The sequence below is a fragment of the Mucilaginibacter terrae genome (genome assembly GCF_031951985.1).
Classification (GTDB): Bacteria; Bacteroidota; Bacteroidia; order Sphingobacteriales; family Sphingobacteriaceae; genus Mucilaginibacter; species Mucilaginibacter terrae_A.
In genome coordinates, this window is sequence record NZ_JAVLVU010000001.1 from 1,587,242 (window position 1) to 1,601,555 (window position 14,314).

At 44.3% G+C, this 14,314-nt stretch carries 9 protein-coding genes; all 9 read right to left on the reverse strand.

Features of this window, described 5'->3' with window-relative positions; translation table 11 throughout:
- Positions 1-6 precede the first annotated feature (6 nt).
- On the reverse strand, positions 7-1,605 hold the full coding sequence (locus tag QE417_RS06375) for a RagB/SusD family nutrient uptake outer membrane protein (protein WP_311948469.1): 1,599 nt from the start codon (positions 1,603-1,605) through the stop codon (positions 7-9).
- Between the two features lie 11 nt (positions 1,606-1,616).
- Positions 1,617-4,868: a SusC/RagA family TonB-linked outer membrane protein gene (locus QE417_RS06380; protein ID WP_311948471.1), complete on the reverse strand. Its 3,252-nt coding sequence runs from the start codon at positions 4,866-4,868 to the stop codon at positions 1,617-1,619.
- A 229-nt stretch (positions 4,869-5,097) separates the two neighbouring features.
- Positions 5,098-5,850: an SDR family NAD(P)-dependent oxidoreductase gene (locus QE417_RS06385; RefSeq protein WP_311948474.1), complete on the reverse strand. Its 753-nt coding sequence runs from the start codon at positions 5,848-5,850 to the stop codon at positions 5,098-5,100.
- Positions 5,851-5,865: 15 nt separating this feature from the next.
- Complete coding sequence (locus tag QE417_RS06390) at positions 5,866-7,149, reverse strand: MFS transporter (RefSeq protein WP_311948475.1); 1,284 nt, start codon at positions 7,147-7,149, stop codon at positions 5,866-5,868.
- A gap of 12 nt (positions 7,150-7,161) precedes the next feature.
- Positions 7,162-8,049: an alpha/beta hydrolase gene (locus QE417_RS06395; protein ID WP_311948477.1), complete on the reverse strand. Its 888-nt coding sequence runs from the start codon at positions 8,047-8,049 to the stop codon at positions 7,162-7,164.
- Between the two features lie 16 nt (positions 8,050-8,065).
- On the reverse strand, positions 8,066-8,416 hold the full coding sequence (locus QE417_RS06400) for a cupin domain-containing protein (RefSeq protein WP_311948479.1): 351 nt from the start codon (positions 8,414-8,416) through the stop codon (positions 8,066-8,068).
- A gap of 6 nt (positions 8,417-8,422) precedes the next feature.
- Positions 8,423-10,558 (reverse strand): heparinase II/III domain-containing protein, encoded by a 2,136-nt coding sequence (locus QE417_RS06405; RefSeq protein WP_311948482.1) that lies wholly within the window; start codon positions 10,556-10,558, stop codon positions 8,423-8,425.
- Positions 10,559-10,606: 48 nt separating this feature from the next.
- Positions 10,607-11,344, reverse strand: a complete 738-nt coding sequence (locus tag QE417_RS06410; protein ID WP_311948484.1) for a FadR/GntR family transcriptional regulator — start codon at positions 11,342-11,344, stop codon at positions 10,607-10,609.
- A 136-nt stretch (positions 11,345-11,480) separates the two neighbouring features.
- Positions 11,481-14,297, reverse strand: coding sequence for an FAD-binding and (Fe-S)-binding domain-containing protein (locus QE417_RS06415; RefSeq protein ID WP_311948487.1), 2,817 nt, complete (start codon positions 14,295-14,297; stop codon positions 11,481-11,483).
- Between the last annotated feature and the right edge of the window lie 17 nt (positions 14,298-14,314).

Below are 14,314 nucleotides of genomic sequence, written 5' to 3' on the forward strand. Positions count from 1 at the left end.
TAAATTTTAGTAGCCGGGGTTTTGTTGTATACTAATCTCGTTATTGGTATCTATCTCGCGCTGCGGAATGGGCAGCAATAACTTTTGGGTATTAATATTAGCTTGCAAGGTTGCCAGCGGAATAGTTGGTGTGTAACGGCCATAGTGTGAAGTATACTCCGACGCATAATATGCCTGCATTACCACAACCGCATGCCCGGTGCGCACCAGATCGAAAAAGCGCTGGTTTTCAAAGGCAAGTTCCAAACGGCGTTCATCCAGCAGGGCGGTTAAAAACGCAGCCTGGGTGGTAATGGCAGGTGTACCCGTTGCCGGATATTTATAAAACGCAGAGGTAAAAGTACCGGTAGTGTAGTTGCCCGCCCCTGCCCTTTCGCGTATTTGGTTAATTATTCCTATTGATGTTCCGGCAACGCCATCATAACCGGTAGCCTCGGCCTTCAACAATAACACGTCCGAAAAACGGATCACCGGGAAATCATTCTCCCCGTCGTTCTTTACCAGCACCTTGTATAAAAATTTATTTACATAATACGGTGTTGTACTGGCTGCGTAATTACCTATGGTAACAGGTTTACGTGCATCGGTAAAACTGGCGGTTGATACCCTGTAAGCTGAGTTGAGATTGGTTGTTGGATAGTTAAACCCGCTGCCATCACCATTTACAACAGCATCGCCGCTGCTGGCCGGGGCAAACGTGTTTACCATTGGGTTACCTAAACCCACCAGGCCAGATTTAAACCGAACCGTAAAAAGTATCTCCCGGTTCATTTCGTTATTGATAGAAAACACGTTGGCATAGTTGGTTTCAAGACCATAGCCGCTATTGTTAATCACGTCGTTCAGCAGCGTTAACGCATCAGCCGGGCGTGGGGTTGGTAAGGTCAAATAAACTTTAGCCAGCAAAGCCTTAGCCGACCATGCATTAGCTCTACCTACATCGGTTGATGGTATTTGACCATATTTATTTGCCGGCAGCAAAGTTGCCGCACCTTCCAAATCGGCAGTAATGAATTGATAGCACTCGGCCACGGTTGACCGGTTTACCTGTTTAGATGCGGTAGGCTCGAGCGGCTGAGTTACAATAAATACACCGCCAAATAAGCGGGTTAGGTTAAAATAATGGTAAGCACGTAAAAACAAGGCCTGTCCTATCAACTGCGCTTTCTGCGCGGCAGTAACATCGGCTGTTGGTTGTCCGTAAACTAATGCTCCGTTTTGGTAGGTTACGCCTAATGCACGCAACACGTAGTTTATATTACGGATGTTTTTGTAAACGCTCAGCCAGTAATTATATATCTGCTGATGCTGTGCACCGGCGGTATATAAATTTAACTGGTTAAGCTCTACGTTGGCATTGGTGGTACTGTTTACCGAACGTTGCTTGGCATTATCGGTACGCAGTTCGGTCATCATCCACTCATATAAAAGAGGCTCCTGCATGCCGTTGTAGCATCCGGTAAGCGCGTTATTTACTTCAACATAGTTGCGGTAGTAATTCGATACAACCTCGTTTGATATAGGCTCAACATCAACCACTTTTTGGCACGATGAGGCCGTACAGAGTAGGAAGATGGCAATGGTTAAGTAATTTAATCTTTTCATATCTAAGTTATTTAGAAATTGACATCTAAACCAAAGGTGATGGTACGGTTAACCGGGAACCCGCCACGCTGATAACCCGACACTACCGGCGATGCATAAGCGCTCGACACCATACGGGCTTCGGGGTTAATGCCGCGGTATGATTTACCGGTTACAAAAAACACATTATCGGCAGCGGTATATATGCGCACAGCTTTAAAGCCTACTTTCTTTAACCACTTTTGAGGCACAGTGTAACCAACAATTATGTTGCGAAGGAATGCGTATGAGGCATCTTCTACAGCATAATCGGTAAGCAATAAGTCGGCTGCTATACCATTGGTAAAGTATGGCGTTTTGCCATCGCCTGGGTTGGTAGGGCTTACCCAACGGCCATCAGTAAAATTGCGGTTCAGCTTCTTGCTTTCGTTGTAAAACAAATCGCCGTTAATAAGCTTTCCGCCTTGCGAGCCTTGCATAATCAGCGTAAGATCGATGCCCTTGTATCTGAATGTATTGGTTACACCCCAGGTAAAATCAGGAAACGGGTTGCCGATAACGGTACGGTCGTTTATGTCTATTCGGTTATCGCCGTTAACGTCTTTAAGCTTTAAACCGCCGGGTTGAAAATAGCTTTGCAGTATGGCGGTTTGTCCGCTGGCCAGCGCGGCATCAACCTCGGTTTGTGATTGCCATACACCGTCAGACTGATAACCCAAAAACTGCACATAAGGCCGCCCTACTATCGATGCATAAATTTCGTTACGCTCGCCGTAATTGTACTGGTAAGGTTCGCCGCCTAATTTGAGTAGCTTGTTACGGTTAACCGATATATTGGCCGAGGTTGTCCAGATAAATTTTTTGCTGTTTATATTGGTTGAGCTAAACTCAGCCTCGAAGCCTTCGTTTTTAATGCTGCCGTTATTATTGTAAAACACGTTTGACCCGGTTATAGATTGCGTACCCTGCTGTAGCAGCAACTTATTGGTACGCGAGTTATAGTAATCTAACGTTAAAGTGAACTTGTTTTTCAGGAAACTCATATCTAAACCTATATCGGTTGAGTTGGTGGTTTCCCAGGTAATATCGGGGCCAAACGTAACGGGGTTATTGGGTGCCTGGCCTTGCTGAACGGTACCGGTACCTTCGCCAAATGAATAGGTGGCTTTATACAAAAGGTCGAGATAAGAGAAATCGGCAATACGGTTGTTACCGGTAACGCCGTAACTGGCACGGGCTTTTAAGCTGCTTAGCCAATTGTTGGTTTTCTCCATAAACTTTTCGTTACTCATCACCCATCCGGCCGATACCGCCGGGAACCAGCCCGTACGATTACCTACCCTGAACTTTGAACTTTCATCGGCACGTAAGCTGGCCGAAAAAAGGTATTTACTTGCATAATCGTAGTTAATACGACCTAAGTATGATAGTAAGCCAACAGGCGTTTTAGTGGTGTAGGTTTGCAACTGGTCTATAACCGAAGCCTGTGCCAAAGTGGTAAAATTATCCGACGGAGAATTAGATCCTACAATGCTCGACACATCAGTATTGGTTTTTTGAACCGTGTAGCCCAACAAACCACTGAAACTGTGTTTTTTAAAACTTTTAGAATAATTAAGGGTGTTTTCCCACAAAAGGTCGATAGTACGCGTGGTAAGGATACTGCCTGAATTTACGTCACCATCGCGCCTGGCGTTACTTTTGGTAAGTGTGGCATTTTCAACACTGCGATAATAACCGCTAACGGCCGATTTAAATACCAGCGCTTTATTAAATCTGTAGCTTAAATCGGTGCTGCCCTGCATACGGTAAAAGATAGCAAATCGGTTTTCGCGATCTGCAATGGATATAGGTGTGTTGGCTGTTGAAGAAAATGGTGCAACGGTACCCGGGCTGGTGTAAAATGAGCCATCGGGCATGGTGCCTGCGTAAACCAGGTTGGTAAAGTGTCGGGCTTGCGCAAAATCACCGGCACGCACGCCTGCCCACTGTGCATTCTGGTTAACAAAGGCCGAAGAAAAATCGGTATGGTTAACCGGTATAAACGACAGGAAACGGTAGTAATCGGTAAAGTTTACAGCCGGGGTTTGGGTTTTAGTGTAAGTTGGGTTTAGGCTTACATTTAAGCTCAGTTTGGAACTCAGGTTTGCATCTACATTTACTTTGAAGTTACCACGACGATTTTCGCTGTACTTCATAATGCCCTGATCTTGCTGCACGTTGCCTGAAACATAGTAACGCAAATCTTTTTTACCACCCGACACGCTGGCCTGGATGTTATAGATAGAAGCATTGCGCATGGCAGCTTTTTGCCAGTCGGTTGCTACTCCGGTTATCTGATTTTCGATGATATAGGCGGCACGCTCGTTGGCGGTAATTAAGTTTTGCGAAGCGGCAGGTATACTTGGGTCATTAGCGCGTTGCCTGGCTTCATCAAATAACAGTTGCGTGTATTCGGTGGTATTCATTATGGGGTGCAGTTTGTATGCCTCCTTAATACCATAGTAAGATTTAATGCTGTAACGCGGCTTATCGGCCACACCTTTTTTGGTAGTTACCAATATAACACCATTAGCACCGCGCGAACCATAAATGGCTGAAGACGCCGCATCTTTCAGCACCTCCAACGATTCTACGTCCTGCGGACTAACATACGCCAAACCATCTTCAATAGGGTGCCCATCAATCACTACTAAAGGAGATGCATTAGCACTCACAGAACTTGCTCCGCGGATGCGTAAAGTAGGTTCTGAACCTGCTTCTGAACTATTGATCTGCACCGTTAAACCGGCCAGTTTACCTATCAATGCGTTATCTAAACGCGAGGTTGGCAATTCGTCCAGTCTTTCGGTTTTAAGCTTGGCAACAGCGCCGGTCAGGTTCGATTTTTTTATGGTACCGTAACCAATTACCACCACATCGTCCAAACTTCCCCTGTCGGGTACCATGGTTACGTTGATGGTTTTTTGATTTTTTACGGGTACTTCAAGTGTTTTAAAGCCTATAAGGCTGAACACAAGCGTACCGTTTTCGGGCACACTGTTTATGCGATACTCGCCTTGCACGTTGGTGGCAGCACCTATACGGGTACCCTTTACCATAACGGTAACACCAGCAAGTATCTCACCCTGGTCGTCAACCACCTTGCCTTTAATACTAATGTTAAAGGCGGCGACTGATTTGGTTACCCCGGCAAAAACCTGTGCGTAGCATAAAGTAAAAAGCAGCCAAAATATGGCAGCACCTTTACCCCTGCAGTTAAATAGTAATTTTCTTCTCACCATTTTAATCAGTTTATTAGGTTAAATAATTAGTTGGCAGTGGTTAGCTGCCGCCAAAGGTTAGTTTGGCTTATGGATTTGGTTTAAGCTCTTGCAGCTTAAATAATTGGTTTTGTAAGCAACTTTGTGGTTAGCAAAGCATTGTATTTTTAAGGTTGAAGTATGTTTGTCGGCAATTAAACCGGTTATTAACGTCCTGTTCCCTACCCACAGGTAACAGGACGTTTTTTAATTATGAGAAGGCTAAACCTCCGTTGATATCGATGTTATTACCGCTTAAAAATGAAGAATCGGCTGAGGCCAGGTAAGCAACCAGATCGGCCACTTCCTGCGGGCTGCCCTCGCGGCGCAATGCTGTAGCATTGCTGATGTTAGCCCTTATTTGCGGTGTGCTGAAAGTATCATGAAATGTAGTTGAAATAACGCCGGGCGCTAAAGAATTTACCCTGATTCCCTGCGGGCCAAGCTCTTTAGCCATTGAACGGGTGTAGGTCATCACCGCACCTTTAGCAGCTGCATAAGCACTTGCACCAGGCCCACCACCATCACGTGCAGCTAACGATGAAAAGTTAACTATTGCCGAACCGGCTGGCATAAAAGGCACAGCGGCTTTAGTAGCCAGGTAAACCGATTTAAAGTTTAAGTCGACCACAAAATCAAAGAAATCTTCATCCATTTCTACAATTTTTTTGCGGCCTACCAAGCCTCCTGCTACATTCACTAAAATGTGTATCTCTTCGCCATAGGCTTCTTTTGTTTTTTCAACTAAACTGTTGGTATCGGCCATTTTGGTCATATCTCCGTACACCACCAAGCCTTCGCCACCTTCGCTCTCAATCATCGAAAGGGTTTCGTTAGCGGCATCTTCACTGTCGAAGTAGTTGATAACCACCTTAGCTCCCTCACGGGCTAACTGGCACGAAATAGCACGGCCAATATCTCTGGCTCCGCCCGTAACTATGGCAACTTTGTTTTTTAAACGCATGATGTTTTTATCTTATTAGTTTGTTAATTTTTTTGAATTCATAAATTTTATAGTGAGCCATGACAATGGTACTAAAACCGCCCCCAGCACAAAAAACGACACATAACTGGTTTGGGTAATTACCGGCACTGCCCAGGTAGTAAATAGCGTGCCTATAACAGCTGCCGTACCACCCATACCGGCTACGGTGCCCACATTCTTGCCGTTAAAGTAATCGCTCGGCAAGGTTTGCAGGTTACCAATCAGGAATTGGAAGCCGAACAGCACGATACCAATTAAGGCCATAACCAAAGCCGGATTCTCTTTTAATGTGCTTAAACTGGCAAGTATGCCAAGTAAGCCAATCAGCATAAGCACACATCCTAAGGTGATGGCTTGCTTACGCGCTTTGCTTGCTTCGGTACCTTTTTTAATCAGTCTTGAAGAGTAAAATCCACCCAGCAAACTGCCTATTGCGGCACACAAATACGGGAACCAGGTAAAGGCACCAATCTGCTTTATATTGAACAAAAACTGCTCTTTTAAAAACGTAGGCAACCAGGTTACAAACAGCCACCACACCGGGTCGATAAAGAAACGACCGAGAATAATACCCCATGTACCGCGGTACTGTAACAATTGCGACCATGATAGTACAACAGCGTTTTGTGAATCGGTCGCGGTCGATTTCTCCGTTGAGAGAATATGTCGCTGCTCTTCGGGCGTAATCCAGCTATGTTTATCGGGTGTGTTTTTGTTGATGATAAGCCAGGGTAACAGCCAGATAAGCCCCAACCCTCCTATCATAAAAAACGTTGTTTTCCAACCGAAGGCTACAAACAATATGGCTATAACCGGTGCCGATATTACTGAGCCTAATGAAGCGCCTGCACCAAATATCCCCTGTGCAATAGCCCGTTCCTTAGCCGGGAACCATTCGGCGTTACTTTTGGTGGCACCCGGCCAGTTCCCTGCTTCAAAAAACCCAAGCATGAATCTAAAGATGTTGAAAGAGAAAATAGACCGAGCCAAAGCGTGTAACGCAATGGAAATGCTCCAGCCTGCTATCGAAACCGCCATACCCAAGCGCGTACCCACGGCATCCATCAGCTTACCGGTAAAGGTTTGCCCAAGCGCGTAGGCCAGCATAAAGAATGTGGTTATTAGCGCCAGTGTGCTTTTATTATCAATATCGGCAATACCAAACTCGTGGTATATGTAGGGCCACATAATGTTGATGGCGCTACGGTCGATATAATTGATAACCGTGGCCAACCCAATTAGCGTAATAACAAACCAGCGTAAACCTTTAACTTTCATGTAGATATTTGATTATTGGTGTACCCCAACACTTTTCAGAAAATCCATGATCTGTGCGTTTAACTCTGATTTTTTCTCTGGCGTAAACTTGCCGTGTTCGCCGCCCGGAACGGTTACAAACTGCGACTTAACGCCCATGTCCTGATACTTTTTATAAAGGATAACCGACTGCTCGTAAGGCACCACCGGATCGGCATCGCCATGAACAATGAAGGTTGGCGGGCTACTCTTTTTAACATAATTAATTGGCGAAACCGATTCAGGAAAACCTTTTTCCTTAGCCCTCGGGCCTAACCACATGGTGGCCGATTTACTGGTTTTATGCGGACCGTAAGCCCAATCGTTCACATCGGCAATGCCGTAATTATCAATAATGGCCGCAACTTTAACGGTTTTAGTGGTTTTGCAGTTGGTATCGAATTTGTGGTCGTTCTCTAACAAACCGCCCATCAGCGCCAAATGCCCACCTGCCGAACCGCCCATGATAACAATTTTGTTCACGTCAACATTAAGCTCTTTAGCATGCTCAATAATATAAATCAACGCACAACGAACATCCTCAATTGCAGCCGGTGCAGGCGCTACCTGTACCAAACGGTACTCCACGTTAGCTACAGCGTAACCTTTTTTAAAGAACGAGTTCCAGCCCGATTGGTCTTCTTTGCGACCTTTGTTCCAGCCACCGCCGTGTATATTAATTACAATGGGCGACGGAGCTATATCTTTAGGTGCCATATATAAATCCATGCGGCCATCCCAGCCATCGACTTTAGTGTACACCACATCAATTTGTGAGGTGTAGCCAGCCGGGGTTTTGATAACCTTTGCAGCAGTGGTATCCTGTGCCTTTGCACCAACCGATGCTAAAGCCAGGCATGCTATTATTAATATTCTTCTCATTGGTTTATTAGTTTGGTTAGTAGGTTATATGCTCAATAAAATCCTCACGGTGCGGACTAAACACATCTACCAGCGTACCCGGTTCCAGGCATACACAACCATGTATTTCATGCGGGGGAACGTAATAACCATCGCCCTTGCGGATGATCTTTTTCTGCTCGCCTATGGTCATTTCAAAAACGCCGCTATCAACATAAGTAACCTGCGAATGGTAATGCTCGTGTAGTGTGCCTACTGCTCCGGCTTCAAATTTTGCCTTAACCAGCATAATTTTATCATCGTAGCCGTACATCTGGCGTTTTACGCCATTGCCTAAATCCTGCCACGGCGTTTCATCTTCTATCTGAAATAAAGTTCCTTGTAACATTGCGTATTAATTGATTTGTATAAAATTGTTCTTGTCTTGGTAATTGATGGTAATAGTGTAAGCTTTATCTTTAATCTTGAAAGTGAGTACCGTTTTGCTATCGTCTGAACTTACTACCGACAAACTACTCACCGCACTTTTAGCCCCCGAAGTAGTTTCGGCCACCGGGTCAATTTGGCCATGGTTTTCGGTCACGGTAACGAAGGTTTGATTGGTAGCTTGCGGCTGCGACAGCATAAAAGCTTTGCTTTCTAAAATGCTCAGGTTAGGATCATTTGCCCCGGTTGAAACCAGTTTTACCTTTATGGGTGTGGTACTTGCAAAGCAGGTGGTGTAAAAACTTTGTCCCTGCATTACGCTTACGTAGCCATTGTTGGCTGGCACCTCGTTCTCGCTGTTAAGCCACAAGTGCTGATAGCCCGATGATTTCCCTAAAGCTTTCAGGTTATCGCGCACAGCTTCGATTTTGAAGGATGCATCAATGATGGTTCCTTTGTACCAGTAAGGCAGATCGTACTGGTGATTGGCCGATGATGTAGCTTTCACCACATCAATTAACAAAGGTTTTGCCAGTTCGGCCACCTTTATTAGTGCCGTAGTACGCAACATTTGCACGCCGGGATAGGCATGGTCTTCTCGGGCACTTACTACCTGTATCTTATCTGTAGTTTTAAACGCTATAAATTCAGGATGATATTTCGAGGCTTCTTTAATGTTGCCTTTAAAGTTCGAAGTTTGGTCGACCACCAGTGCGTTGTGCGCTACGGTTTGCTTGGCCCACGAGGTATTTTCGGGCAGGTAACCGCCGCCGTTCTTGGTTTCGATATTAATAAAACGCGATGCGCCATAATCGGGGAATACCTCACCGCCGTTATCGTAGTACAACATGTTCAGCCTGTCGAAATGCCCGTGACCCATGCCTTGTGCGGCTGCTTTTAGTAATACAGCCTGTTGCCTATTGCCCTCTCCCCAGCGCAGGATGCCGATCCCCCCCTCGTCTCCTTTTTTACCATCAGTCATCCACATGGGTTGGTAGTTGAAGGGTTTGGCTAAACCGGCTGCCAGGTCTTTAGCTACTTTTAAACCAGCATCAGATACAATTACCTTTTTCTGCCGTGCGGCTACATCTAATAAGCCTTTATCGGGACTGATATCGGCGTAAGCAATGTCAACGGCATTGATCAATTCCGAACTTTCGAAGGTTTTATCCTTCATGGCATCATTTATAGGAAAGAACGCGCCGTTGCTGTACGTACCCTGCAAGGCTATGTTTACGGCCTTAGTTAAAATACTGTTGTGGTATTTAAATATCTGCGTTTTAGGCTCGTATTGATTAATAGCCTTGGCAAAAATCACGAAAGGCAATAACGCATAGCGCTGGTAGTAAAAACCTTCGGTGTAGTAACCATCGGGCGAAAACAGCTCGTCTACCTGTGCTAAAAAGCCCACCTGCCCGGTTTTATCGGTTCCCTTCAATGCCATTTGCACCCACTCAGGCTTGTTAAGCACGTAGCCGGTTAAACCAACAGCGGCAACTGCCCAGGTACCGTGATTATGCAAACGGTCGAATGTTTCTTTATTATCATCATAAATGAACTTAACTATTGGGGCAAACAGGTGCGTTTCAATAGTCTTGCGGTCGGCAGCAGGTATTCCGTCATACACCATATCATACCCTTGTATTACGTTTACCTGCCAAACGCAATCGTTCAGTATTTGCCAAAACATGCGCCCCGGTGGGTTGCTGTTTTCCCGTTTGGGATGCAAGGGCCATTTTTCATACTGAGCTGCGTATTGCAGGAGCATATTTTTTACGTACGTGGCATATTTTGCATCGCCGGTAATTTGATAAGCAACGCCGCAAGCCAGTATGTTTTGGTAATTACGCTTGTGTTGTTCGTGACTTGCACCACCGCCACCGTCTTTAGGAAGAGGTACGCTGATTGGAATAGTCAATGCTCTATCGGCCTCCTTCTTCACATCCTGGTACGAGCCTTTGAGCAAGGGATATAGGGTTACGCCCTTACGCACCGCCGCAATATTAGCCTTGGTAAGCATAATATTAGGATGGGTTTGCGCTTGGGCACAAACACCAAAGTACAGGCATGAAAGTAGTGTTACCACCTTTTTCAAGTAGTTCATTTTTTGTTATAATTTGGTTTCCTGTTTAAGCTGCTGCTTTGGTTAGGCTTATTGGTTGTTTATAATTTTATGAGCTGTATAATTAGTACGGCTTATTTGTAAAATCTCATCGAGGTGACCGGCCATGGCATTTTCGGCGGCATCAATGTCGCCAGCCTTTAAAGCGTCCAAAATGGCACGATGCTCGGCCATAGCTGTAATACCTCTATTCTCGCCACAAACTTTATTTTCAATAATGTTTTTAATGAGGTCGGGTATCAGCACCAGTATCATTGATTCGATAACCGAGTTATTGGCTGCTCGGGCAATCATAATATGAAAAAGCATATCCTCTTCTACTGCATCCTGGTTGGCCAGTGTTTTAGCTTCATAATCGAGCAGGGCTTGTTCAATAGCTTCCAAATCGGCTTCGGTACGGCGCTCGGCCGCCAGTTTTACGGCATCAAGCTCCAAATAATAGCGGGCTTCGATAAGTGCACTAAAATTATCTTTATTGAGCTTAATAATGTCATTAATGATGTTATCGATCACCTTAATGCTCAAGCCCGATACATACGTTCCACTTTGCGGATTGGTTTTTAGCAAACCATAAAATTCCAGCTTCAAAATAGCTTCGCGAACATAGCTGCGGCCTACCCCAAATTTTTCGGAAAGCTGGCGCTCGGCAGGCAACCTGTCACCGGGCTTTAACTGGCCGGATACAATAAGTTGCTTAAGTTCGCGGATGATCTTATCAACTGAACTTTCGGGCTGCAAAGCAGGAAGAGTTTCATTAAATGGCTTCATAAATTGGTCAACCAGATTGGTTAACCAAATATGAGGTGTTAAATTTAGATATGCAAGGAATAAGTAAATAATTTTTCAAACTTCTTTAAATCAAAAAAACAAACCACATTCACTTGAATATCAATAGAATAACAACCTAAGAACACTCATCAACCAAATACATTATTGATTCATAATTTTTACCTGTGGCTTGCGACAAGGCAATTTCACATGTTTTTGATGACGAATAGTAGCCGTCACATGTATGCTCTTTAACATCAGCTGCTTCCAATTTAGTTGCCGAGTCGGTTAATTCAGGGAATAAAAACCCACGATCGCCAGCCATACCACAACAACCTGTATGAAATGGAATTTCGACATAACCTGACAACTGCTGTGCTATTTTTAAAAACTTATCGTTAGCTCCATTCATTTTTTGCAATGAACACACCGGGTGTAGGGTAACTGTATTTCGTTTATTAATAATTGTTAACCGTGGCAAAACCAAATCATTTAAATAATCAACCGAATCGAGTATTTGTAAACGGCGATACTTGAGCTTATTGGCATCAGAAAGTGCATTGTAGCACGTAAGCAATGTTTGCGTACAGGAGCTTATATCTAAAACTACCGGGTGAGTGCCTTCGTTGGTAGTTGTCCACAAGGCTTCAATGGCATTATTCATAGTGTACTCTTTAGCGTTGCTAAAGCCTTTTGATGAATAGATTTGTCCGCAGCACAAACTTTTTATTCCGGCAGGAATCACAACGTTTATTCCTGCCTTCGCCGAAACTGATAAGAATACATCCATTATATTCCTTTGCCCGGCACCATCACCCATCACCCTTGATATACACGTAGGAAAATAGACTATACTTTGGCTGGCATCAGGCTTATTTTTCACCTTAGGGATGATTGGCGCAACCGAAAGCTGGTTTGACCATAGCGGAAATGACGAAATCACTTTTCGGGTTGCTGAGGTTATACGTTTCATGGTGCCCTGCCCAAAATAGCGGTTTACCAACTGCCCGGCTTTTAATGCGCTGCGCGTAAGGCTTACGGTTAACTTAAAATTACGGGCTGTAAACAATGCGATGTTATTGGCTATGCTGGAATGATTTTCGCGCCTTAAACGTTTAATTAAATCGCCGGTGTTAATATCAACCGGACAAGCTTCAGCACATAAACCATCAACGGCGCAGGTATCCATGCCATTATACTGGTACTCGTGCAAAAGTTGCTTGTAGTTTTGTTTATCGCCTGCGCGCTTTAAATTCAACAATTCGCGCCTTACCACAATGCGTTTGCGGGGAGTAAGGGTAATATCGCGGCTGGGGCACTTGTGTTCGCAAAAACCGCATTCCATACAACGGTCAACCTCTTCCTCAACCAGTGGCAGTTGCTTTAAATTTTTAATGTGTGCCTTTTCATCATTATTAATAATAACACCAGGGTTTAATATATTATGCGGATCAAGTAAATCTTTTAACTTTTGCATAACCTGGTATAATAATCCTCCCCACTCGGCTTCAACAAAAGGTGCCATGTTACGACCAGTACCATGTTCGGCTTTGAGTGCCCCGTTATATTTTTTTAAAACCAGGTTTACCACATCGTTCAAAAAAGCATCATAACGCTGTATTTCAGCATCTGTTTCAAAAGCCTGAGTAACTACAAAGTGAATATTGCCATCTTTTGCGTGACCAAAAATAATGGCGTTGGTATAATGATAAGCCTCAAATAGTTCCTGTAAATCAGCTATTGCCGCGCCAAGGTAATTCAACGGAAACGCTACATCTTCCAATATAACCGATGTTCCGCTGGCCCTCACCGCTCCTACCGATGGGAACATTCCTTTACGTACCTTCCACAGTTTTTCCTGCTCTTTAGGGTTGGTAGTAAATACGGGCTTATCCAACAATGCAAATTCATCAATAAAGCTTTCAAACTGGTTGATCTTAGCTTCAATGGCGTCAAAATCATAATCCTGATACTCCACCAAAAGAGCGGCCGCGCTTTGGGGCAATTGTGCAATTATTACCGGCATACCCTCTTTTGTTTCGATTGACCGTAAGGCGGCCCGATCCATCAACTCAATAGCTTCAGCACCTGATGCCTGCAAACTCAACACCGCACCGCAAGCCGTGGCTATATCCTGGAAAAACAGTAATGATGTTGCTTTGCACGGAAAATCGGGCACCGTATGCATTACGGCCTCTGCAATAAACCCTAATGTTCCCTCGGCCCCTACTAATAAATGTGCAATAATATCCAACGGGTGCTCATAATCAATAAAGGCATTCATCGAATATCCTACCGTGTTTTTAGTAAGATATTTTTTCCGGATGAGATTTGACGCTTCTTCGCTTTCCAAAATATGGTTACGTAATAAGATTACGTTTTGATAAATATGAGCGCATTCTGATTCGAAACGCTGATAATCGGCTGCTATTTCGGTTGAATACTTCTTGCCGTTTGGAAGTATAAATTTGATATGTTTTACGGTATGATAAGCATTATGCTTTACCCCGCAACACATGCCACTTGAGTTGTTTGAAATAATACCGCCCATCATGGCCGAATTAATACTTGCCGGGTCGGGACCTATTTTCTTTTGATATTTTTTTAGCGTTGCATTAATATGTGCTCCAATTACTCCCGGCTGCACCTTCACACTCCTGCCAGCATCAACAACAGAAATTGACCGCCAATGCCTGCTCAAATCAACCAAAATGCCATCAGTTATAGCCTGGCCGGATAAGCTTGTACCAGCCGCCCTGAAAGTCATGGATATGTTATGCTCGCAACAGAATATAAACAATTGTGATATTTCGGACTCGGTTATGGGTAATACAACTACTTTAGGCCGCAAGTAGTAAAAACTGGCATCGCTTGCATAAGCAACCAAGTCTATTAGTGATGATTTTATCCTGTCTTTTGGGAATATCGATTCGAGTTCGAGGGCTAAGTTCATAACGTTATTATAAAATC